A 23,533-nucleotide genomic window follows, 5' to 3' on the forward strand; every position below is an offset into this window, starting at 1 on the left:
GCCCCCGCCTCAGGACAGCATCGGCAACAGCCGCCGGGCCAGCCGCAGCGGGCGGCCGGTCACCACCCCGTCTCCTTCGAAGGTCCACACCTCGGAGAGCACCGCCTGCACGAAGCCCCAGGCCACGACCCGGCCCAGCGGGATGCCGAGGCCGTCGGCGAGCTGTTCCATCCGGGCCGGCGCCAGGTCGAGGACGGTGTCGTCCGGGTCGAGCGGATCGGGGTTGTAGAGCATGGCGCCGATCTCGTAACCGGGATCGCCGACCACCCCGTGCGGGTCGATGGCCAGCCACGGTTCCCGTTCCGCGGCCAGCACGTTGTCGTGGTGCAGGTCGCCGTGCAGCACCACCCGCTCGGTGGCGCTCGAGCAGAGTTCGGTGAGGAGACCTCCGGCCCGCTCCACGAGATGCCGGGGGAGGGGGTCGTCACCGGGGAAGCGGCGCAGGTGCCCGGCGAAGGAGGCGCTGCGATCGGCGAGCTCGGGCAGCGGCACGTCCGGCGGCGCCGGGCGGTGCAGCCGTTTGACGACCTCGATCAGGGCGGCCGTCGCCGCTTCGTCCCGTGCCGGCGAGAGGGCGCTCACCGGAGTGCCGGGCCGGGCCTCCTCCAACAGCAGAGCGCCCCGGGCCTCGTCGCGGGCCAGCACGGTGATCGCCCCGCGACCGGCGAAACACGCCAGCGCCGCCGCCTCGTCCCGGAGGTGGTCACTGTCCGGGACACCCAGTTTGAGGACCGCGGTCGTTCCGTCCGCGCGGCGGACGCGGGTCACCCAGTTCATGCTCAGCGGGAGACGGCCGGCCGGCCGCAGCTCCCAGTCGCGCATCGTCCGGTCGACGATGCCGGGCAGGTCAGCCAGCCACTGGCTGCCGAAGTCACCCCAGCACTCCTCGACATTGCGGACAAACGAATCGGGGAGCGCGATATCGACCATGAGGTGCAGTCTGACAGCCGGCGGAGAAGGAGAGCGAAGTGACGATCGACTGGCGTAGCAAGGGCTTCTGGGCTCCGGACGAGGCGAGGGATCCCGCCCGCCTCGCGGCCGAACGGCCGGGCATCTTCGACGGTGGCTTCACCTGGCCGTTGCTGGTGGTGCGGCGGGACGCGGTGGAGGCGAACATCGCCACGATGGCGGCCTACTGCCGGCGGCACGGGCTGGATTTCGCCCCGCACGCCAAGACCACGATGGCCCCGCGCCTGCTCGACGCTCAACTACGGGCCGGGGCGTGGGGGATGACGGTGGCCACGCCCCATCAAGCGCTGGTGATGCGGCGGCTCGGGGTGGAGCGGGTGCTGATCGCCAACGAGATCCTCGACCCGACGGCGCTGCGCTGGCTGGCCGCCGAGAGCGCCGCCGGATGGGAGGTCTACTTCCAGGTCGACTCCCTCGCCGGCGTGGCGGCGGCGGCCGCGACGGGTGGACCGTTGCGGGTCCTCGTCGAGCTGGGGCACGCCGGCGGGCGGACCGGGGTGCGGACCCTCGACGAGATGGAGACGGTGGCCCGGGCCGTCGCCGCCGCTCCCGGGCTGGAGCTCGCCGGAGTCACCGGGTATGAGGGCCAGCTGCCCGATCAGGACGGTGTCGACGCCTTCCTGGACCACCTCGTCGCAGGTGTGGCCCGCCTGAGCGGAGCCGGGCTACTGCCGGAGCGCGGAATCGTCTCGGCCGGGGGCAGCGCCTGGTTCGACCGGGTCGCCGACAAACTCGCCGGCCTCGACGTGGCGGCCCGGCTCGTTCTGCGCAGTGGCGCCTCGGTCACCCACGACGACGGCTTCTACCGGGAGCGGACCCCGTTCGTCCGGGTGCCCGACGAGGGCCCGCTCGCCGCGGCCCTGGAGATCTGGGCACAGGTGCTCTCGGCGCCCGAGCCGGGGCTGGCGCTCGCCGGCATGGGCAAGCGGGACGCCCCGTTCGACGAAGGATTGCCGGTGCCCCTGGAGATCCGGCGACCAGACGGGGTGGTCGAGTCAGCGGAGGGCCTGCGGGTCACGAAACTGAACGATCACCACACCTATCTCCAGGTCGAGGGTGCCGTCCTCGAGCCGGGTGATCTGATTCGGTTCGGGATCTCGCATCCCTGCACCGCCTTCGACAAGTGGCGCGACATCCCGGTCGTCGACGAGCAGCGGCGGGTGGTCGACGTGCTGCACACCTACTTCTGAGGGGGCTCGACCAGCAGGCGGGCTTCCCGATGGAGCGGAATCGCCCGATCAGGGAGGCCGGTGGCGTCGAAGGCGGAGACGCGTTCGAAGAGGCCGGCGGCTGCCCGGCAGGAGGTAATCGAGAAGCGTGCGGGAGATCGTCGTGCCAGACTGCCGCCCGTGACGACGTTGACCCTGTGGCGGCCGACCGGCCCGAAGGAGCTGGACCTGGTCCGTTCCTCGGGATGGCGGCGCTGGCCACCACGCCTGCCGGATCAGCCGATCTTCTATCCGGTGCTGAACGAGGACTACGCGATCATGATTGCCAGGGACTGGAACGTCCCGGCGTCCGGAACCGGGTATGTGACCCGGTTCGAGGTCGACGCCGGGTTCGCCGCCCGGTATCCGGTCCGGCAGGCCGGTGGTGACAGCATTCTCGAGTTGTGGGTTCCGGCCGAAGAGCTCGAGGAGTTCAACGATCACATCGTCGGTCTCATCGAGGTGGTGCACGAATTCCGATGAGAGAGGTGTTCGGGCAGAGCGCCTATCGGGTGCGGTTCGACTGGGGGCCGGCCGGGGCGGAACGGATCGCCGACGGCGCCGCCTGTGTGGTGGTCGTCGACGTGCTGTCCTTCACCACGGCCCTCACCGTGGCGGCGGAGCACGGCATCTCGGTGCTGCCCTACCCCTGGCGGGACGCGTCCGCGGTGGCCGAGGCCGCCCGGCACCGGGCCGAACTCGCGGTCGGCCGTATGGAGGCGAGATCGGCGGAGACGGTCAGCCTCTCGCCGCCGACCATCGCCCGTGCGGCTGCGCACCGGCGCATCGAGCGGCTCGTCCTGCCCTCGCCCAACGGCTCGGCGATCTCCGCCCGCATGGCGGCGACCGGCGCCACGGTGGTCGGTGTGAGCCTGCGCAACGTCGCGGCCGCCGCCGCATGGGTCCGGCAACGGGCGGCGGGGCGGCCGGTCGCCGTGGTCGCGGCGGGTGAACGCTGGCCGGACGACTCGCTGCGCCCGGCCGCCGAGGACCTCTGGGGCGCCGGCGCCTTCCTCAGCGCTTTCGTCGCCGACCGGCCGGAGCGGGACGACGTGTCCTTCGAGGCCGGTGCGGCCATCGCGGCGTACCGGGCGGTCGCCGCCGATCTGCCCGCCGCGCTGGCCGCGTCCGTCTCCGGGCGCGAGCTGGCCGCGAGGGGTTTCGAAGCGGACGTCGCGACCGCCGCCGATGCCGGCGCGAGCACCGTCGTCCCGGTCCTGAGCGACGGTTGGTTCCGTCCGCACACCGCCGACGCGGCGGGCGCGTAACCGCGGAAATGTCGGGTGCCTGTGCAACCGGCTGGGATGGGCGGCGAATAGCCGGGAGGAGTCGGGGGCCGCGCAACCGGCGAGAGTGACGGCAATCAGTCGCCTCAGCGGGGGATGGTCGCTGAGATCGATGGTGTTTATGGTGATTGAGCGCCGATAGACCGCTTTCTCCATCTGCGTCGCCGGAGTCATATATGCCCGTTTTCCGCGCAGCCGCCAGCGATCCCGCCGCCCACCAGCCACCACCGCCGGACCCCGCGAACCCGGGACCCGGGCCCGCTCCCCGGCCGGCCGCCGGACCCTCCTCCGGTACGACCTACCCGAATGGCACGCACCCTGCTGCCGCCCCTTCCGGTCACACCTACGGCAGCGCCGCCGCGCCTCCCGGAGCGTCGGTGTACGCCGCTGGGACGGCCCACCCGGGACCGGCCGGCGGGAGCGCGCCGGCCTATCCGCGCGGCTCGCAGTACGGCGGCGAGCCGGGCTGGCCGAGGATCCCGAGGCAGCACGGTGCGCCGGGCCAGAACGGGGGTGCCGGTCACCCGGCCGCCCAGCGTCACCCGGCCACCTGGCCGGCGCCGGATCAGGCCGCCTCGGAAGGGCCCACCCAGCCGTTGGGAACGCCCCCACCGCCCCATCCCTCGAGCCCGGACAACCCGACCGGGGAGCGCGCCGAGGCGGCGAACGAGAAGAACGAGGACGCCCAGCCCGCCAAGGTGCCGAAGACCCCCGTCAAGGAGCCGAGGGCGAAGGTACGGAAGACGCCACGACGGGCGACGGTCGCTCTCGCCGTACTCCTGAGTCTGCTGGCCCTGGCCGGCTCGGTGGCGGCGGTGGTTCTCGCCTGGCGTACGAAAGAAGCAAAAGAGGAAGCACCGCCCAGCCCGGCCCCCGCGCAATCCGATGGATACCGGGTCTCCTACGCCAAGGAGCCGTTGCGGATCCAGCTGGCCTGCGCCGCCGTCCTCCACCTGGACCTCGACGAACCTCGCGCCGACGCCGCGGAGAGCCTGGCCGATCTGCGGTACGAGAGCCGCTGCGGCACCCAGCCGCCACAGTTGAGCCTGGGCCCGGGCGCGGCCGGGGGAAGCCGGCACGCCGGCGCCGACACCGACGCCGAGGGATGCGACCGGGCGATCCGGACCAGCCCGCTCGGGCAGGGCCTGCGTGTCGAGGTCACGAAGGGCACGGCGCTCTGCGTGCTGACCGCGGCGACACCGGCCGAGCTGGTGCTCGTGGAGATCGTCGAGGTCGGCGGCTCCGGCACCGCCGGTCTGCGCGCCACATCGTGGCGGATGCCGAGAGCGCGGTGACCGGCCCGTGCCACGCGGCGCCGGCGCTCCTGACAGAATGTCGGGTGCGCCCCGCGAACTCTGTTAGGAGACGTTTCCGTGATCCGTACCCATGACGCCGGCACTCTGCGCGCGAGCGACGCCGGCACGACGGTGACGCTCGCCGGGTGGGTCGCGCGTCGGCGCGACCACGGCGGTGTCATCTTCGTCGACCTCCGCGACGCCTCGGGTGTGGTGCAGGTCGTGTTTCGCGAGGAGGACGCGCACGCGCTGCGCAACGAGTTCTGCGTGAAGGTCGTCGGCGAGGTCAGCGCCCGCCCGGCCGGCAACGAGAACCCGGACCTGGCCACCGGCGCGATCGAGGTGGTCGCCAGCGAGCTGATCGTGCTCTCCGAGGCGGCCCCGCTGCCGCTGCCGGTCGACGACACGGTCACCGCCTCGGACGACCTCCGCCTCAAGTACCGCTACCTGGACCTGCGCCGTTCCGGCCCGGCGAAGGCGCTGCGCCTGCGCAGCCGCGCCAACCAGATCGCCCGCGAGGTGCTGCACGCCCGCGACTTCAACGAGATCGAGACGCCGACGCTGACGCGTTCGACGCCGGAGGGCGCCCGCGACTTCCTGGTGCCGGTCCGCCTCCAGCCCGGCACCTGGTATGCGCTCCCGCAGTCCCCCCAGCTGTTCAAGCAGCTGCTGATGGTGGCCGGCATGGAGCGGTATTACCAGATCGCCCGCTGCTACCGCGACGAGGACTTCCGCGCCGACCGGCAGCCCGAGTTCACCCAGCTCGACATCGAGATGTCGTTCGTCACGCAGGACGACGTCATCGCGCTCGGCGAGGAGATCGTCTCCCGCCTGTGGAGCGAGCTTGCCGACTACCAGGTGCAGCTCCCGATCCCGCGGATCACCTGGACCGACGCGATGAACCGCTACGGATCCGACAAACCCGATCTCCGGTACGGGGTGGAGCTGGTCGAGCTCACCGACTACCTGCGCGGCACCGCGTTCCGGGTGTTCGCCGGCGCGATCGACGCGGGCGGCTACGTCGGCGCGGTCGTCATGCCGGGCGGCGCCTCGCAGACCCGTAAGGAGCTGGACGGCTGGCAGGACTGGGCGAAGGCGCGCGGCGCCCGCGGCCTGGCCTACGTGGTGCTGGACTCCGAGACGGGCGAGCCGAAGGGCCCGGTCGCGAAGAACCTGTCGCCGGAGCACCTGGCGGGTCTCGCCGACCAGGTCGGGGCGAAGCCGGGTGACGCCGTCTTCTTCGCCGCCGCGGCCGAACGGCGGGAGGCGCAGGAACTGCTCGGCGCGGCCCGGATCGAGATCGCCAAGCGGGCGAACCTGATCGACGAGTCCACCTGGGCGTTCTGCTGGGTGGTCGACGCGCCGATGTTCGAGAAGACGGACGACGGGGGCTGGACCGCGGTGCACCACCCGTTCACCTCCCCGAACGAGGAGTGGGAAGCGCGCTTCGAGGAGGCGCCGGACCAGGCCCTGGCGTACGCGTACGACATCGTCGTCAACGGCAACGAGATCGGCGGCGGATCGGTCCGTATCCACCGCGCCGACGTCCAGAGCCGGGTCTTCGACCTCCTCGGCATCACGCCGGAGGAGGCCGCGGACAAGTTCGGCTTCCTGCTGGAGGCGTTCAAGTACGGCCCGCCGCCGCACGCCGGCATCGCGCTCGGCTGGGACCGGACCTGCATGCTGCTCAGCGGCAACGACTCGATTCGTGAGGTCATCGCGTTCCCGAAGACCCGCGGCGGCTTCGACCCGCTGACCACCGCGCCCACGCCGATCACCGCCCAGCAGCGCCTGGAGGCCGGCATCGACGCCAAGCCGAAGGCCACCGCCGGCACCCCGGGCACCGACGGCCAGGCGGTTCCGGTCCTGCACTCCAACTGAGCCATCGATGAAACGGGCCGCCCAGGCGGCCCGTTTCTGGTTTCGGGAACCCTCCCATTCGGGTATCAGCGGGTCACAGGCTCTCTGACACCCCCCCGGAGGAACCATCATGCTCGCCATCGCAGCCGCCGTCGTCTTCGGCATCTACCTTCTCGCCGACCTGCTCGACACCAACTTCGGTGCGCCCGACCTGTTCAACTTCTCGACCATGGCGTCGCTCGGCCTGCTGCTCGTCTCGCTGTACCTGGCGGGCATCGGCAGCGGCCCGCGCGCCGGTGCGGGTACGGGCTCCGGCCGTCGCTTCTACGGCCGTCGCCCCGGCCGCGGCTGATCCCCGCGGCCGATCGGCCGCGACCTCCGGCCACTGGAGGCCCGCCCTTCCCCCGGCGGGCCTCCAGCCGTGTCCGCACACTCTGCGTGAGGCCGTCGTGGCTGCTCGGGAGCGTTTCCACAGGGCGGCAGTCCGCATTGCGGATCGGGCCGCCGGGGCCGGTACTGTCGTTTGTGATGGAAACGGACGGGCTCTTCTCCCTCGCATCCCCGGAGGCGCCGACCGCTGGTCCGGCCGCCGCCGGGACCGCCGGATTCGGCTCGCCCTCCGGTGACGCGCCGCTCCCGGTGCGGATGCGGCCGGCCTCCCTCGACGAGCTGGTCGGGCAGAAGCATCTGCTCGCCCCCGGCGCCCCGCTGCGCCAGCTGGTGACCGGCGCGAGCCCGATGTCGGTGATCCTCTGGGGCCCGCCCGGCACCGGCAAGACCACCATCGCGCACCTGGTGGCCAACGCCACGGATCGCAAGTTCGTCGCCATGTCGGCGCTGACCGCCGGCGTCAAGGACGTGCGCGCGGTGATCGACACGGCCCGCCGCGAGCGGCGTTACGGCGGCCCGCCGACCGTCCTGTTCATCGACGAGGTGCACCGCTTCAGCAAGACCCAGCAGGACTCGCTGCTCGCCGCGGTCGAGGACCGCACGGTCACCCTCCTGGCCGCGACCACGGAGAACCCGTACTTCTCGGTCATCTCGCCCCTGCTCTCCCGCTGTGTGCTGCTCACCCTCCAGGCCCTCGACGAGCAGGACGTGCGGGATCTCATCCGGCGCGCGATCGCCGACGAGCGCGGGCTGGGCGGTGCGGTCACTCTTTCCGCCGAGGCAGAAGACCATCTGGTACGGCTGGCGAGCGGCGATGTGCGCAAAGCCCTCACGGCGCTGGAGGCCGCGGCCGGAAGCGCCCTGGCCCAGAACGTCACGGAGATCGATCTCGCCACCGCGGAGAAGGCGGTCGACGTCGCCGCGGTCCGTTACGACCGAGACGGCGACGCCCACTACGACGTGATCAGCGCGTTCATCAAGAGCATGCGCGGCAGCGATCCGGACGCGGCCCTGCACTACCTGGCCCGCATGCTGGTCGCCGGTGAGGACCCACGGTTCATCGCCCGGCGGATCGTGATCTTCGCCAGTGAGGATGTCGGCATGGCCGATCCGCAGGCGCTGCTCGTGGCGTCGGCGGCGGCTCAGGCCGTACAGAACGTGGGTCTGCCCGAGGCCGGGCTGAACCTGGCCCAGGCCGTGGTGCACCTGGCCACCGCCCCGAAGTCGAACAGCGTCACCACCGCCCTCGGTGAGGCGATGGCGGACGTCCGGGCCGGCCGGGGCGGCCCCGTTCCGCCGCATCTGCGCGACGCCCACTACCCGGGTTCGCGGGGGCTGGGGCACGGCCGTGGCTACCGTTACCCGCACGACGACCCGCGCGGTGTGGTCCGCCAGCAGTACGCTCCCGGCGACCTGACCGGAGTCGACTACTACCGCCCGACCGACCACGGCGCCGAACGGCTGGTGGCTGAGCGGGTCCCCCGCCTCCGGCGTATCGTTCGCGGTCTCGGCCCGGCTCCCCGCACTGATGGTGACGAATCTTCCTCGGCGCGGGTGAGCAGGACTGTTACCGCTTCGATGGGGACCCCGGACCGCGCGGCGGGTGGTGCTCGGGCCGCCGATGAGTCACAGTCGTCGGCGGACTCGGAACCGGTCGAGGTCGCGGTGGTGGGGGAGAGCCCGGCCACCGACGGTGGTGGAGGCTCCGACGGGGCCGTGGCCGACGCCTCCGGCGGGGTGGAAGACCCCGACGGAGCCGGGGCTTCCGCGGAGACCGGGGCCGAGAGTGACTACGACAGCGGCGCCAGCGCCGGAGAGGAAACGCGGTGACAGGGCGGGGTGCCGATCGGCCCGACGACGACGCGGGGCTGCGCGACGAGCCGGGCGGGAAGAACCGCCGGCGCTTCGGGCGTGGCGGCCGTGCCGATCAGCCGGCCGTTCCCCAGGAGGTCCCGCGCGAGGAGACCGGCTGGCTGGACGACCTGCGGGTGGCCAAAGAGGAGCGCAACGCCATCGGGCCCGGCACCATGCCGGGGGAGGGCCGGACCAGTAAGTCCGGTCGTGTCGCGCCGGGGCCGGACGACATGCCCGACGACGACTTCGCGTTTCCCGGCGGTCCCGGCGAGGGTTTCCCGGCGCCGGGCGACCGGATGGACGCCGAGCCGGGCCCGCGCCCGGGGCAACGACCCGGCCCACCGGGTCCGGCGTCCCCCGCCCCCGGTGGGCAGCGTGGTGCGGCGGCTCCCCCCGGCGGTCGTGCGCCGGGCGGGCCGGTGCCTCCCGGTCAGATCCCGCCGGGTGCGATGCCGCCCGGTCAGATGCCCGCTGGACCGGTCCCTCCCGGCCAGATGCCGCCGGGCGGTGCCCCGGGCGGGCGGCGCCAGCGCGGCCAGATGCCGCCGGGAGCGCCTCCGCGTCAGATGGGACCGGGCGGTCAGATGCCGCCGGGCGCCCCGCCCGGGCCCCCGGGCATGCCGGGTCAGATGCCGCCGGGCGCCCCGCCCGGGGCCCCGGGGATGCCGGGTCAGATGCCCCCGGGAGCGCCTCCGCGTCAGACGGGGCCGGGCGGTCAGATGCCGCCGGGCGCCGCGCCCGGTTCGCCGGGCCGGACGCCACCGGGCGCCGGACCGGGATCGCCGGGGTCCGTCCCGCGTATGCCGGGGCAGATGCCGCCGGGGTCCGGACCGGCCATGCCCGGTCAGATGCCGCCGGGAGCTCCCGCCGGTCCGCCCGGCTCGGTGCCCGGGCAGGCGCCGCCGGGCGCCCGCCGCACCGGACCGCCGCAGGGTGGCCGCGCGGCGGTAGCCCCCGAGGCGGGACACGCCCGCCGTCAGATGGACGTCGATCCGTCCGGCCAAATGTTCCCCGGGCAGGCGCCCGTGCCGCTCTCCGGCAACGCGCCCGAGGTTCCGGGAGTTCCGCCGACCGCTCCCAGTGTTCGTCCGGTCTCGCCGGCCGCCCGTTCCGCGGGCCCGGGTATCCGCCCGCTGTCCCCGGCCGCCCCGGCTCGTGACCGCTTCCGCCCCGCGGACCCGGTCTCGCCCGGACGCTCCGGCCCTCAGCCCGGCGGCTACGACCCCGCATCTCAGCCGGGCGCCCACGACCCGGTGCACCGCTCCGGCCCGATTCCGGGTGTGCACGACTCGGGTCCGATCCCGGGTGGTGCCGCGCACCGCTCCGGCCCGGTCCCCGGCGGCTATGACCCGGTTCAGGATTCCGGTCCGGTTCCGGGTGGGCGGCGGCCGGGTTCGGGGCAGGGTGGCTATGACCCGGTTCACGACTCCGGTCCGATCCCCGGCGGGCAGGATGCCGTGCATCGCTCCGGGGCCATTCCGAACGGGTTCGAGCAGAGCGGCGGACGTGCCGCGCCGGGCACCTACGGGGTCCCGGGCGCGCCCGACGACCGGCAGGGGCGGGGCCGGCGGTCCCGCGCCGAGGAACCGGGCGCCTTCGAGGAGCCGACCGGCCGGCACGGTGGTGGGGGCAGGCCGGGGCGGGCCGCCCCGGACGGCGACCCACGGCACCGGCCCGGGCATGCCGCCCCGCCCGGCGACGAGCGACCCGGCAGGCACGGCGCTTCGGAGGGCGACTTCGGCACCGGCTCGCACTCGCTGGTCCGTGCGGACGGTTTCGCCGATCCCGGGAACGACACCGGCACGGTGGGGTTCGTCCGCCGTCCCGGTGACGGTGGGTCCGGTCCCGAGGCACAGCCCGGCAAGGACGGCCGGGGCGGTGCCGGCGGACGTTCCGGCGGTGAGCCGCGCCGGCGCCGTGCCGCACGCCGTTCCGCCGACCCGGACGAGCCGGAGATCGGTGGCTTCACCGGCACCCCGGACGTGCCCGGTCCGCGCCGCATCGGGCCGGGTGACGGCCGCCCGGTCCGGGCCGCCGCCGCCGTCCCGCCGGTCGTTCCCGGACGTCAGGGCGCCCGCACCCCGGCCGTTCCCGGCCGTGCCGGCGCGATGGCGGACAGCACCTCCGGTGTGATCCAGCGTCCGGGCCGGGGCCAGCAGGGTCCCGGAGTTCCGTCGCGGCCCGGCGAGGACCAGGGCGCCGCCGGTGGCGTGGCGGTGCCCGAACAGCCGGGTCCCGGCCGCCGTGGGGCCCGCGCCGATGTGCCTGCCGCCGGACCGTTCGCGCCGGAGGCGGAGCACACCAGCCGGCACGGCGCCGTCCGGCCGGACGGCCCGGGCGGTGCCCGGACCGGCGCAGCCGTGCCCGGTCGCGCCGCGCCCGTCTCGGGCGGCCCCGGCCGCTCCGCGCCTGTCTCAGGTGGCGGCCCCGCACAGGCGATGGGCGCCGCTGCTCCCGGCCGTGCCGTGGTGGGCCCGCCCGGCCCCGACGGCGGACCCGGTCCCGGCGCACCCGGCCCGGGTGGAAAACACAGCGGTGGTCCCGGCCCAGGTGCCATGACCGGCCCCGCGATGGCTGGCCCCGGTGCAGGCGGCCCAGGTCGAGTGCCGGGTGGCGCCGGCGGCCCCGGTGGTCCGGGTGGCATGCCCGGGCCCGGTGGCATGCCCGGTCCTAACGGTGGTCCGGCACGAGGCGGCGCCCAGGTTCCGGGGCGGGCTCCGGGCCGCGGCCCCGCACGTGGTGGCGCTGCCGTGCCCGGCCGCGGTCCGGCAGACCCGGAAGGCGGACCTTCGGGTCTGCCCGGCCGTGGTGCCGAAGGCGGCCCCGGACACGGAACGGCGGGTCCGGATGGTGGTCCGGGGCGCGGTATGGCGGGTCCGGACGGTGGCCCGGGACGTGGCACACCCGGTTCGGAGGGCGACCTGTCCCGAGGCCCGGGCGGCCCGGACGGTCCTTCTCGGGCGATGGGCGGCGCGCCCGTTCCCGGCCCGGCCGGGGCTCCGCGTGCGAGAGCCGGCGTCGCCGTTCCCGGCGGGCCCTCCCGGCCGATGGGCGGGGCCGCCGTTCCCGGACTCGACGGACCGAGCCGTGGCGGTGCCGCGCCGGGCGTCGACGGTCCGGCACGTGGCGGTGCGGTTCCCGGTGGGCCCTCGCGGGCGATGGGTGCCCCCGCGGGCGTGGACGGCCCGGCCCGGGCCGGTGTCGCGGTTCCCGGGGTGGACGGCCCGGCCAGGGGTGGTGCCTCCGTTCCGGGGGCGGACGGTCCGGCCAGGGGCGGCGCCGCGGTTCCCGGTAGGCCGTCGCGGGCGATGGGTGCCGGCGCGGGCGTGGACGGCCCGGCCAGGGGTGGTGCCTCCGTGGACGGCCCGGCACGGGGTGGTGCCTCCGTGGACGGCCCGGCACGGGGTGGTGCCTCCGCGGACGGCCCGGCCAGGGGTGGTGCCTCCGTTCCCGGTCGTGGGCCCGACGGTCTGCCGGGTCCGGACGACTCGCAGGGACTGGGCGCGAACGCGACCGGCTCCGTGCGCCCCGCGGGGTCCGGCGATGCGTCCAGGGGGAACGCGAACGGCGTACCCCTGAAGGATGAAACGGCCGAGGGTGGCCTCGCCGAGCTGCGCCACAAGTTGCGCACGCAGCGAAGGCTGCGGCTCGTCACGCTGTTCTCGCTGGCGGCGCTGGTGTTGCTGGCTCTGCCGGCGTTCGTCGGTCTGCGCGCGGCGAGCAGCGATCCCGTGCTGGCCTCGCTGGCGGCGCTGAAGGTTCCGTCCTGGGCCGCGAAGGGTGTGGAGAATCAGGAGACCGGCAGCACGCTCTGCATCATGGAGTGCTCGTTCCGGGAGCGGAAGGCCGAATCGGACCGGCCGTTCAAGGAGACCGCCGACGTCTACACCAAGGCGCTGACCAAGGCGGGCTGGAAGCAGCGGAAGGTCGAGGGCTGCCCGGAGACGCCGGTCGCGCCGGAGGAGGGCACCTACAGCTGCTGGAGCCGGGACGAGCTCACCCTGGACCTGGCGGTGGGCCTGCCGGGCTGCGCGGTGGATCAGATCTCGGCCGAGCAGAACCCGACGGCGGGCGCCGCGGAGGAGCTGCCGGATCCGGCGGCGTGCCAGGGCTCGACGGTCCGGATCAAGGTGTGGAACAAGATCGAGGACCGGCGGGGTGAGAAGGAGACCACGCCGGGACTGGTCGGGGTGACTCCGGACACGGTGCTGTCCACCGACGATCCGCTCTTATCGCCGACACCCCAGGCGTCGTGACGCGGGTGGTGGTCACGGACGGTAGGGTCTGCTAGTTGTCCCGCCGAATCCGTGACCACCCGAATAGGAGACGCGCCAGATGGATGCCGGAGAAATCGCAGGCCTGATCGCGGCGGGCGCCTTCCTCATGCTCGTTCTCGTGCTGTCCGTGCCGATCCTGAAGTTGGGCCGCACCGTGGACGCCACGACGAACGCGATCAACGACCTCGTCGACCGGACCGGACCGCTGCTCTCCAACGTGAACGTCACGGTGGAGAACGTGAACACCGCGCTCGGCCAGGTTCAGGTCTCTTTGGACGGCGTCAACGTCCAGCTCGCCAAGGTCGACACGATGACCGGGCACGCTCAGAACATCACGGCCAATGTCGCGAACCTGGTCACCGTCGTGTCGGCCGCCGCGGCCAACCCGCTGGTCAAGGTCGCTTCTTTCGGGTACGGCCTGCGCAAGGCCACCGCCGCCCGACGGCACGCCGAGGAGGAGCGCGAGGTCCGCGCCACCCTCAAGCAGCGCCGTAAGGCCGCCCGCTGACCTTCGATCGAGAGGTTTTTCGCCGTCATGAAGCGCCTGCTGTGGCTCGGCGTCGGCTTGGCCGTCGGCGCCCTCGTCGTCCGCAAGCTGAACCAGAAGGCCAACGAGTTCACCCCGACGGGGATCGCGACGTCGCTCTCGGAATCCGCTGGCGGCCTCGTCGAGTCGCTGCGTAGCTTCGTGGAAGACGTCCGCGAGGGGATGGCCGAGCGGGAGAACCAGATCCACGAGGCCTTCGCCGCGGGTGAGCTGTATGAGGACAAGTTCGCCGAGTTGCGTGACGACGCGTGGCCCGGCTCGCAGGAGGGAAATCGATGAGAACGGCGGAAGTAAAGCGGCGCTTTCTGGCGCATTTCGAGGCGAACGGGCACACGGTGGTCCCGAGTGCCCCGCTGCCGGCTATCGACGACCCGAACCTGCTGTTCATCAACGCCGGCATGGTGCAGTTCGTCCCGTTCTTCCTGGGGCAGCGGACCCCGCCCTACCAGCGGGCCGCGAGCGTACAGAAGTGCATCCGGACGCCGGACATCGACGAGGTCGGCAAGACCAGCCGGCACGGCACGTTCTTCCAGATGAACGGCAACTTCTCGTTCGGTGACTACTTCAAGGCGGGGGCGATCCCGCTGGCGTGGGAGCTGTCCACCAAGCCGGTCGAGCAGGGCGGTTTCGGCCTCGACCCGGAGAAGATCTGGGCGACCGTCTACCTGGACGACGACGAGGCCATCGAGATCTGGAAGCAGACCGGCCTGCCGGCGGAGCGGATCGTGCGCCGCGGCAAGAAGGACAACTTCTGGTCGATGGGCATCCCCGGCCCGGCGGGCCCGTGCTCGGAGCTGTACTACGACCGTGGTCCGGCGTACGGCAAGGAGGGCGGCCCGGAGGTCGACGAGGACCGGTACCTGGAGTTCTGGAACCTGGTCTTCATGCAGCACGAGATCACCGATGTGAAGTCGAAGGAGGACTTCACGATCGTCGGTGACCTGCCGAAGCAGAACATCGACACCGGCATGGGCCTGGAGCGCATCGCGTCGATCCTCCAGGGCGTCGACAACCTGTACGAGATCGACGAGGTCCGCCCGATCCTCGCCAAGGCCGCCGAGCTGACCGGTAAGGAATACGGCAAGCGCTCCGGCCACGCGGCGTCCGAGAGCCACCCGGACGATGTCCGTCTGCGGGTGATCGCGGACCACGTCCGTACCGCGCTGATGCTGATCGGCGACGGCGTCACCCCGACGAACGAGGGCCGCGGTTACGTGCTGCGCCGCATCATGCGCCGGGCGATCCGGTCGATCCGCCTGCTCGGCTGGCAGGAGAAGGCGCTGCCGATCCTGCTGCCGATCGCGCGCGACTGCATGTCCCCGTCGTACCCGGAGCTGGCGACCGACTTCGAGCGGATCTCCACCTACGCCTACGCGGAGGAGGATCAGTTCCTCTCCACGCTGAAGGCGGGCACCACGATCCTGGACCTGGCGATCACCGAGACTCGCGCCTCCAAGCAGACGCAGCTGTCGGGTGACAAGGCGTTCCAGCTGCACGACACGTACGGTTTCCCGATCGACCTGACCCTGGAGATCGCGCAGGAGCAGGGCCTCGACGTCGACCACGAGGGCTTCCGCCGGCTGATGGCCGACCAGCGGAACCGGGCGAAGGCGGACGCGGCGGCCCGAAAGACCGGCCACGCGGACCTGTCGGCGTACCGGTCGGCGCTGGACGCGGGCGGCCCGGTCGAGTTCACCGGCTACCAGGAGATCTCCCGTGAGTCCCGGGTCCGGGCGCTGATCGGGGACAAAGGCCGGATCGAGGTGGCCGGCGAGGGCGACTTCGTCGAGCTGGTGCTGGACACCACCCCGTTCTACGCGGAGGGCGGCGGCCAGCAGGCGGACACCGGCGTGATCAACGTCGGTGGCGGCCGGCTGGAGATCGTCGACGTGCAGCAGCCGCTGCCGGGCCTGATCGTGCACAAGGCGCGGGTGGTCCGGGGCGAGGTGCGCGCGGGTGAGACGGCGCTGTCCGAGATCGACGTGACCCGCCGGAAGGCGATCTCCCGGTCGCACACCGCGACCCACCTGGTGCACCAGACGATGCGCAACTTCCTCGGCGAGTCGGCGACCCAGGCGGGTTCGCTGAACGCGCCGGGCCGGCTGCGGTTCGACTTCCACACCCCGGGCGCGGTCAACCCGTCGGTGCTCTTCGACGTCGAGCAGCAGATCAACGAGGTGCTGCTGCGCGACCTCGAGGTCAACGCGTTCATCACCTCGCAGGAGGAGGCGCGCCGGCTCGGCGCGATGGCGCTGTTCGGCGAGAAGTACGGCGACGAGGTCCGGGTCGTCGAGGTCGGCGACTACGCCCGTGAGCTGTGCGGCGGCACCCACGTCTCCCGGTCCGGCCAGCTCGGTCTCGTGAAGATCCTCAACGAGTCGTCGATCGGCTCCGGGGTGCGCCGCGTGGAGGCCCTGGTGGGTCTGGACGCGTTCGGCTTCCTGGCCAAGGAGCACCTGCTGGTGTCCCGTCTGGCCGACCTGTTCCGGGTGCCCGGCGATCAGGTCGCCGACCGGGTCGAGCAGACCGTCACGGCGCTGCGCGACGCGGAGAAGGAGCTGGAGAAGCTCCGGGCGCAGATGGTGCTGGGCGGGGCGGCGGCGCTCGCGTCCGGGGCGAAGGACGTGCGCGGTGTGGCGTACGTCGGGACCGAGGCGCCGGAGGGTGCGGCGGTCAACGACGTGCGGACGCTGGCGCAGGAGATCCGCGGCAAGATCGACGCGGCGCGTCCCGCGGTGGTCGCGGTGACCGCCCGGGCGAACGGCAAGGCGTCCCTGATCGTCGCGATCAACGGCGCCGCGAAGACCCGTGGGCTGTCCGCGCAGGACCTGGTGAAGGCGGCGCTGTCCGGCCGGGGTGGCGGCAACGCCGACCTGGCGCAGGGTGGCGGCGTGCCGGCCGCGGAGGCCCCGCGCCTGCTGACCGCGATCGAGCAGGCGGTCGCCGACAAGGCCTGACAGCGCTTCTCGACGGAACGCCCCGGACCCTGTCCGGGGCGTTTTCGCGATGCGTGGTGATTGCGCTGGGTAGTCGTTTGCTGATGTTGGGTACTCCATTTCTTAGCGGATCTTTAGGCCTTGCAAAGGGTGGCGGCGCATCGGCCAGCGGTGCGGTTAAGCTTCGGGTCGCGATCGGGGCGATGGCATCGAAGCGAGCGAAAGCCGTAGCCGTTACTCTTCGCATCGGAATCTTGATCGGGGACGGGAGACGCGTGTTGCTGCTGTGCAGGGTGGGAGCGTGACTCAGCGCTTCGCTCGGGGCGTCCGCCTGGGTGTGGACGTGGGTCAGGTGCGTGTCGGGGTGGCCAGGTGCGACCCCGACGGGATCCTGGCCACCCCTGTGGTGACCGTGCCGCGGGACCGGGAGACCGGTGACGACGGCACGCCGAAGGACATGACGGAGCTGGCGCGGCTGACCGCCGAGCACGAGGCGATCGAGGTCGTCGTCGGGCTTCCGGTGGCGCTCAACGGGCGTGAGGGTGTGGCGGCCGGCCACGTCCGGGCGTACGCGGAGCGGCTCGGCGCGGTGCTGGCGCCGGTCCCGGTCGTGCTGACCGACGAGCGCATGTCCACGGTCGTCGCCAGCCGCCGGCTCTCCGAGCGGGGTGTCAAGGGCAAACGCCAGCGTGCGGTCGTGGATCAGGCGGCCGCCGTGGAGATCCTGCAGGGCTGGCTCAACGCGCAGCGGAGGCAGACTTAATTGATCGGCGAGATAGAAGACCTGAGGTACGAGGACAATCCCGATCCCGGGCGATGGAGACATCGCAAGAAGGAGAAGGGTGGCCGCTCGGTCGTCACGTTCGTCCTGGTCCTGGTGCTGTTCGGCGTCCTCGGTGGCGGAGCCTGGTACGGCTACGACAAGGTGTCCGGCTTCCTGTCCGCGGCCGACTACGACGGCCCCGGCAGCGGTGAGGTGATCGTCGAGGTCAAGAAGGGCGAGTACGCCTCCGACATCGCCGAGACCCTGTTCGCGGCAGGGGTTGTCAAGAGCGCCGCGGCCTTCGTCGAGGCGGCCAAGGACAATCCCGACAGTACCGGCATTCAGGTTGGATCCTACAAGCTGCGCAAGCAGATGAAGGCCAGCGACGCGGTTTTGATGCTGCTGGACCGGAAGAATCTCGCCGTCAACGGGGTGGTCATCCCCGAGGGCTGGACCAAGATGCAGGTCTTCGCGGCGTTCTCCGAGTACACCGGCATCAAGGTCGAGGAGTTCGAGAAGGCCGCCAAGGACATCTCGAAGCTCGGCGTCACGTCCACCTGGCTGAAGCGGACCGACGGCAAGAAGGTCGACAAGTCCAACATCGAGGGCTTCCTGTACCCGGCGACCTACGAGATCCCGAAGAAGACCACCGCGACCGACATCCTCAAGCTCGTCATCAAGAACTTCAACGCCGAGATGGAGAAGCTGGACTTCGCGGCCACGGCCCAGTCGAAGCTCAAGATCTCACCGTACGAGGCTCTGGTCGCGGCGTCGATCACCCAGGTGGAGGCGCTGCTCCCGGCGGACATGGGGCCGGTGTCGCGGGTTCTCTACAACCGGGCGTACTCCGGCGACTTTCCGTGCGGATGCCTCCAGTTGGACAGTACGGTCAACTACTGGCTGCGACTGAACGGCAAGCAGGGCAAATCATCCGAAAAGCTGACGATCGACGAGATGCACGGCGAGAACAACCCGTACCGGTACAACGCGCCGGGCATGTCGATCGGCCCGATCAGCAACCCCGGGGAGATCGCCCTGAAGGGTGCCATCGACGCTCCGAAGAGCCAGTATTTCTTCTTCGTGACCATCGACAAGAAGGGCACGATGGCGTACGGCAAGACGTTCGACGAGCACAACGCCAACATCAAGGTCGCGTGCAAGAACGGCATCCCGATCTGTTGACCCGCTAGGGTGACGTGGCCGGGTGGAGTTTCCTCGCCCGGCCACGCGCGTTAGGAAGGACGCCGCGTCACCGCCCGGTCGACGGACAGTCGCCGGGGTGGGCGGCGGACCATCGAAATAGGTATGGTGCGCCCAGTGCTCGCGGAGTCGGCCGGACGGGCAGCGGAGGCAGACGACATGATCGACGAACTGGACGTGGCGTTCGAAGAGGACGCCGACGGAGGCGGTTCCCGGGGTGACCACCGGGCCCGGAAAGGACGTGGCCGCTCCGCGGTCGCCCTGGTCCTGACGCTTCTGCTGTTCACCGTGCTCGGCGGGGGCATCTACCTCGGCTACACCAAGGTCGCCGGTTTCTTCGTGGCCGCCGACTACGAGGGCGCCGGCGGCAACCCGGTCGAGATCACGATCATCAAGAACTCGTCGCTCACCGAGATCGGCAACGTGCTCGTCAAAGCCGACGTGGTGAAGAGCACCAAGGCCTTCCTGGAGGCCGCCGACGCCGAGCCGCGCAGCGAGAACATCCAGGCCGGCACCTACGTGCTGCGCCGGCAGATGGCCGCCGAGCAGGCGGTCGCCCAGCTGCTCGACCCGAACACCCGGCTCAGCAAGGGCGTGACCATCCCCGAGGGCAAGACCGCCAAGCAGACGTTCGAGCTGCTCGCCAAGGCCACCGGCATCCCGGTCAAGGACTTCGAGGCCGCGGCGAAGGACCCGGAGGCGCTCGGCGTGCCGGACTGGTGGTTCAAGCGCACCGACGGCAAGCCGGTGTCCAAGACGGCCGAGGGCTTCCTCTTCCCGGACACGTACGAGTTCGACCCCAAGGCCACCGCCTCGCAGATCCTCAAGACGATGGTCGAGCACTTCCTCACCGTCACCGGCGAGATCGGGTTCGCCGACGGGGTGCAGAAGAATCTGGCCGTCTCGCCGTACGAGGCGCTCATCGTGGCGTCGCTGGCGCAGGCCGAGGCCGGTAACGCCGACGATCTGCCCAAGGTGGCCCGGGTCGCCTACAACCGGGCGTACAAGAAGAAGATGCCGTTGCAGTTCGACGTCACCACGAACTACTGGCTGGAGCTCAACGGCAAGAAGGCGAAGCACTCGGGCCAGCTCACCGAGGCCGAGATGAACGACCCGAAGAACCCGTACAACTCGGAGACCGTCGTGGGGCTGCCGATCGGGCCGATCAACAGCCCCGGCAAGGCCGCGTTGACCGGCGCCCAGAAGCCGCCGGTGGCGCCCTGGCTGTTCTTCGTCGCGATCGACAAGGCCGGGCACTCCGCGTTCGCCGCCACCGACGCCGAGCACGAGAAGAACAAGAAGAAGGCCTGCGACAACGGGATCAAGCTGTCCGACTGCTGAGCCCCGCGTGTGGGTGAGGGCGTGCGGCGGGTGTCCACCCGTAGAGTGAGCCCGTGCAGAAGCCCGAGGAGACCCCGGCCGCGCGGAAAGCCGCGGTGTGCGGCAAGCCGATCGCGCATTCGCTCTCGCCCTTCATCCACACCGCCGGTTTCGCCGCGACCGGCCTGCTCGACTGGACCTATACGGCGATCGAGTGCGCCGAGTCCGAACTGCCCGACCTGGTGGCCGGCCTCGGCCCGGAGTGGGCCGGCCTGTCCCTGACCATGCCGCTCAAGGAGACCGCGCTGCGGCTGGCGTCCTCGGCCTCGCCGCTGGCGATCGCGGTCGGCTGCGCCAACACCCTGGTCCGCCAGCCGGACGGCACGTGGCACGCGGACAACACCGACGTCATCGGGATGGTCCAGGTGCTGCGGGAGGCCGGGCTCGGCGTGAGCACCGGCCGGCACGCCGCCAAGGTGGACCCGCCCCGGATCACCGTGCTCGGTGGCGGCGGCACCGCGCGGGCCGCTCTCGGCGCGGCCGCCCAGCTCGGCGCCGAGACGGTGACTCTGGTCACCCGCCGTCCGGAGGCCCGCGAGGAGCTCGGCCCGGTCGCCGTCGCGCTGGGCATCACCCTCGACGGCGTGTCCTGGGACGACGCGGCCGGCACGTTCGACGCCGACGCGATCATCGCCACCGTCCCGAAGGGCGCCGCCGATCCGCTCGCCGAGCAGGTGAGCTGGCGCCCCGGCAGCGTCTTCTTCGACGCCCTCTACGACCCGTGGCCGACGCCGCTGGCCGCCGCCGCGACCGCGCACGAGGTGCCGGTCTTCTCCGGCCTGGACCTGCTGCTGGCCCAGGCGCTCAGCCAGTTCGAGCAGTTCACCGGTCTGCCCGAGGCTCCCGAGGAGGCCATGCGCAAGGCTCTCGGCGAGGCCGTCCAGAACCGCGCCTGAGCGGCGTTCAAAACCAGAGATCAAGAGCATCGAGCCGGGGTACGCGGTGAGCGCCGCCGCCCCCGGAAGGTGTCCGTAAGGCGGGACGCGGGCGGCCAGTCGCCGCCCGTCACCGGCGCCGTGCCAGACTGTTGCCGTGTTGCGCTGGCTTACTGCAGGTGAATCGCACGGACCGGCGCTCGTCGCGCTGCTCGAGGGTGTCCCCGCCGGGATCGAGGTGACGAGCGCGGACATCATGCGTGATCTGGTGCGCCGCCGCCTCGGATACGGCCGTGGCGCCCGGATGAAGTTCGAGCAGGACGAGCTGGAACTCATCGGTGGCATCCGGCACGGGGTGACCCAGGGCTCGCCGGTCGCGATCCGGGTGGGCAACAGCGAGTGGCCCAAGTGGGAGACCGTCATGGCGGCCGACCCGGTGGACCCGGCCGAGCTGTCCGCGCAGGCCCGCAACGCGCCGCTGACCCGCCCGCGTCCCGGTCACGCCGACCTGGCCGGCATGCAGAAGTACGGGCACACCGACGCCCGCCCGATCCTGGAGCGCGCCAGCGCCCGGGAGACCGCGGCCCGCGTCGCCGTCGGGGTGGTCGCCAAGAAGCTGATCAAGCAGGCGCTCGGCATCGACATCGTGTCGCACGTCATCGAGCTCGGCCCGGTGGCCGCCAAGCCCGGCGTCATCCCCACTCCCGACGACTTCGACCGGATCGACGAGGACCCGCTGCGCTGCCTCGACCCGGAGGCCAGCGCCCGCATGGTGGCCGAGGTCGACGCCGCCAAGCAGGACGCGGACACCCTCGGCGGCATCGTCGAGGTGCTGGCCTACAACGTGCCGCCGGGCCTCGGCTCGCACGTGCAGTGGGACCGCAAGCTCGACGCCCGGCTCGCCACCGCCCTCATGTCGATCCAGTCGGTGAAGGGCGTGGAGATCGGCGACGGCTTCACCCAGGCCCGCTCGCGCGGCTCGGTGGCGCACGACGAGATCGTCCCGACTCCGGACGGGGTGAAGCGGATCACCGACCGGGCCGGCGGCCTGGAGGGCGGCATCACCAACGGCGAGCCGCTGCGGGTCCGCGCCGCGCTCAAGCCGATCTCGTCGCTCAACCGGGCGTTGCAGACCATCGACATCACCACCGGCGAGCCGGCCACCGCCATCAACCAGCGCTCCGACGTCTGCGCGGTCCCGGCCGGCGCGGTCGTGGCCGAGGCGATGGTCGCGCTGGTCCTGGCCGAGGCCGCGACCGAGAAGTTCGGCGGCGACTCGGTCGCCGAGATCCGGCGTAACCTCCGGTCGTACCTCGACAATCTGATCATCCACTGATGGCCCCGGTCGCGGTCTTCGTCGGCGTCATGGGCGCCGGCAAGAGCACCATCGGCGCGGCGGTCGCCGCCGAGCTGGGCGTCGCTTTCGCCGACACCGACGCGATCATCGAGGACCGGGCCGGCAAGCCGATTCCGGACATCTTCGTCGAGGACGGGGAGCCCGCCTTCCGCGATCTGGAACGGCGGACCGTCGCCGACGTGCTGGCGACCTTCGACGGCGTCCTGGCCCTGGGCGGCGGCGCGATCCTGGACGAGGGCACCCGGAAGCTGCTGGCCGGGCACACCGTCGTCTACCTCTCGGTCGAGCTGGCCGACGCGATCAAGCGTGTCGGCCTGGGCGCCGGCCGCCCGCTGCTCGCGATCAACCCCCGGGCCACCCTGCGGCACCTGCTGGAGCAGCGCCGCCCGCTCTACCTCGAGGTGGCCACCCACACGGTCGCCACCGACGGCCGCGAGGAGGCCGAGACCACCGCCGAGGTCCTCACCCTCCTCAGGCGGTAGCGGGCGGCGGCGGGCTCGGGCGGGTCTGGAGGGCGGCCAGCTCGGAGACCGTGGCGAACCGGAAGCCGCGGGCCTTCAGGCCGCTGAACATGGCGCTCAGGCCGCGCAGCGAGACCAGGCGGTGCGGTTTGCCGACGTCGTGGGCCAGGATGATGGAGCCGGGGCGGACGTTGTCGACGATGTCGCGGATCTGGCCGTCCGGGTCGTCCTGGAAGTACTTCTCCCGCATCAGGTGCGACCACAGCACGATCTCGTAGCCGAAGTGGTCGGCGGCCAGCACCGTGGATCCGCCGAGATGCCCGTAGGGCGGGCGCAGCAGCGTCGTCTCCCGGTGGAAGACCTTCTTGATCATGTCGTGGGTGCGGGACAGCTCGGTCTCCACGCCCGCGCGGTCCAGGGTCGCCAGGTCGTCGTGCGACCAGGAGTGATTGCCGATCTCGTGACGGCCCATCCGGTCGCGGACCAGACCGGCGTGCTCCTCCAGGTTCTGGCCCACCATGAAGAACGTGGCCGGGATGTTCGCCTGGTCCAGCGCGTCCAGCACCATCGGCGTCCACTGCGGGCCGGGGCCGTCGTCGAAGGTGAACGCCACCACCGGCTCGGTGGTCTCCACGAAGTACCGGATGGTCAGGTTGGCGGTGCGCAGGGCCTCGGGCGCGTCGGCTGCGGCCGCGTAGCCACCGCTGACCGGTGGCCGGTCCCAGCCGAACGCCTGTGACAGCGTGTCCTTGCCCACCGCGCCGAAGGCCGCCCCACCGGCGGTCAGCAGCGCGGCGCGCATGGCGGCACGTCGACTCAGTCTCATATTGATGATCTCCCCCGTTGCGGCCGTGACGGTAGCGGATGGCCGCAAA

Annotated in this window: 19 protein-coding genes; 17 read left to right on the forward strand and 2 right to left on the reverse strand. The window is 72.1% G+C overall.

Annotated elements, in window-relative coordinates:
- Nucleotides 1-9: 9 nt before the first annotated feature.
- Entirely contained in the window at nt 10-930 is a 921-nt protein-coding gene (locus tag IEZ13_RS41585; RefSeq protein WP_183215272.1) for an aminoglycoside phosphotransferase family protein, read from the reverse strand.
- 38 nt (nt 931-968) lie between these two features.
- Between IEZ13_RS41585 and IEZ13_RS41590 the strand changes: the two genes are divergently transcribed.
- The 17 genes from IEZ13_RS41590 to IEZ13_RS41670 all read left to right on the forward strand — a co-directional run bounded on the left by IEZ13_RS41590 (nt 969) and on the right by IEZ13_RS41670 (nt 22,679).
- Nucleotides 969-2,159 (forward strand): alanine racemase, encoded by a 1,191-nt coding sequence (locus IEZ13_RS41590; RefSeq protein WP_183215270.1) that lies wholly within the window; start codon nt 969-971, stop codon nt 2,157-2,159.
- Between the two features lie 159 nt (nt 2,160-2,318).
- Complete coding sequence (locus tag IEZ13_RS41595; RefSeq protein WP_183215268.1) at nt 2,319-2,660, forward strand: hypothetical protein; 342 nt, start codon at nt 2,319-2,321, stop codon at nt 2,658-2,660.
- Nucleotides 2,657-3,445, forward strand: a complete 789-nt coding sequence (locus tag IEZ13_RS41600) for a 2-phosphosulfolactate phosphatase (protein ID WP_183215266.1) — start codon at nt 2,657-2,659, stop codon at nt 3,443-3,445. Before IEZ13_RS41595 ends, IEZ13_RS41600 begins: the two co-directional genes overlap by 4 nt.
- Before the next feature lie 395 nt (nt 3,446-3,840).
- Nucleotides 3,841-4,758 carry a hypothetical protein gene (locus tag IEZ13_RS41605; protein ID WP_183215265.1) on the forward strand — a complete coding sequence of 306 codons (918 nt, stop codon included), beginning with the start codon at nt 3,841-3,843 and terminating at the stop codon, nt 4,756-4,758.
- Nucleotides 4,759-4,836: 78 nt separating this feature from the next.
- Nucleotides 4,837-6,639: an aspartate--tRNA ligase gene (gene aspS / locus IEZ13_RS41610; protein ID WP_183215263.1), complete on the forward strand. Its 1,803-nt coding sequence runs from the start codon at nt 4,837-4,839 to the stop codon at nt 6,637-6,639.
- 109 nt (nt 6,640-6,748) lie between these two features.
- Nucleotides 6,749-6,970, forward strand: a complete 222-nt coding sequence (locus tag IEZ13_RS41615; RefSeq protein ID WP_183215261.1) for a hypothetical protein — start codon at nt 6,749-6,751, stop codon at nt 6,968-6,970.
- Nucleotides 6,971-7,146: 176 nt separating this feature from the next.
- A complete protein-coding gene (locus IEZ13_RS41620; RefSeq protein WP_183215259.1) occupies nt 7,147-8,838 on the forward strand; it encodes a replication-associated recombination protein A in 1,692 nt (563 codons plus the stop codon).
- Entirely contained in the window at nt 8,835-13,118 is a 4,284-nt protein-coding gene (locus IEZ13_RS47680; RefSeq protein WP_183215257.1) for a hypothetical protein, read from the forward strand. Before IEZ13_RS41620 ends, IEZ13_RS47680 begins: the two co-directional genes overlap by 4 nt.
- A gap of 79 nt (nt 13,119-13,197) precedes the next feature.
- Nucleotides 13,198-13,647 carry a DUF948 domain-containing protein gene (locus IEZ13_RS41630; RefSeq protein WP_183215255.1) on the forward strand — a complete coding sequence of 150 codons (450 nt, stop codon included), beginning with the start codon at nt 13,198-13,200 and terminating at the stop codon, nt 13,645-13,647.
- A gap of 27 nt (nt 13,648-13,674) precedes the next feature.
- On the forward strand, nt 13,675-13,965 hold the full coding sequence (locus IEZ13_RS41635; RefSeq protein ID WP_183215253.1) for a hypothetical protein: 291 nt from the start codon (nt 13,675-13,677) through the stop codon (nt 13,963-13,965).
- On the forward strand, nt 13,962-16,643 hold the full coding sequence (gene alaS / locus IEZ13_RS41640) for an alanine--tRNA ligase (RefSeq protein WP_183215251.1): 2,682 nt from the start codon (nt 13,962-13,964) through the stop codon (nt 16,641-16,643). The genes IEZ13_RS41635 and alaS overlap by 4 nt, the downstream gene beginning before the upstream one ends.
- 280 nt (nt 16,644-16,923) lie before the next feature.
- Nucleotides 16,924-17,385: a Holliday junction resolvase RuvX gene (ruvX, locus tag IEZ13_RS41645; protein WP_183215249.1), complete on the forward strand. Its 462-nt coding sequence runs from the start codon at nt 16,924-16,926 to the stop codon at nt 17,383-17,385.
- Complete coding sequence (gene mltG, locus IEZ13_RS41650) at nt 17,386-18,567, forward strand: endolytic transglycosylase MltG (protein WP_183215247.1); 1,182 nt, start codon at nt 17,386-17,388, stop codon at nt 18,565-18,567.
- 177 nt (nt 18,568-18,744) lie between these two features.
- A complete protein-coding gene (mltG, locus tag IEZ13_RS41655) occupies nt 18,745-19,926 on the forward strand; it encodes an endolytic transglycosylase MltG (protein ID WP_183215245.1) in 1,182 nt (393 codons plus the stop codon).
- A 53-nt stretch (nt 19,927-19,979) separates the two neighbouring features.
- Nucleotides 19,980-20,861, forward strand: coding sequence for a shikimate dehydrogenase (locus IEZ13_RS41660; protein WP_183215243.1), 882 nt, complete (start codon nt 19,980-19,982; stop codon nt 20,859-20,861).
- Between the two features lie 136 nt (nt 20,862-20,997).
- A complete protein-coding gene (gene aroC / locus IEZ13_RS41665) occupies nt 20,998-22,176 on the forward strand; it encodes a chorismate synthase (RefSeq protein ID WP_183215241.1) in 1,179 nt (392 codons plus the stop codon).
- Nucleotides 22,176-22,679: a shikimate kinase gene (locus tag IEZ13_RS41670; RefSeq protein WP_183215239.1), complete on the forward strand. Its 504-nt coding sequence runs from the start codon at nt 22,176-22,178 to the stop codon at nt 22,677-22,679. Before aroC ends, IEZ13_RS41670 begins: the two co-directional genes overlap by 1 nt.
- On the opposite strand, the gene IEZ13_RS41675 is transcribed toward IEZ13_RS41670, so the two are convergent.
- The gene (locus IEZ13_RS41675; protein ID WP_183215236.1) at nt 22,669-23,484 is read right to left on the reverse strand and encodes a polysaccharide deacetylase family protein; all 816 of its coding nucleotides are present in this window, start codon (nt 23,482-23,484) and stop codon (nt 22,669-22,671) included. The two genes, IEZ13_RS41670 and IEZ13_RS41675, sit on opposite strands and share 11 nt — an antisense overlap.
- Nucleotides 23,485-23,533: the final 49 nt, after the last annotated feature.

Origin of the sequence: Actinoplanes campanulatus (assembly GCF_014647795.1) — a bacterium.
Classification (GTDB): domain Bacteria; phylum Actinomycetota; class Actinomycetes; order Mycobacteriales; family Micromonosporaceae; genus Actinoplanes; species Actinoplanes campanulatus.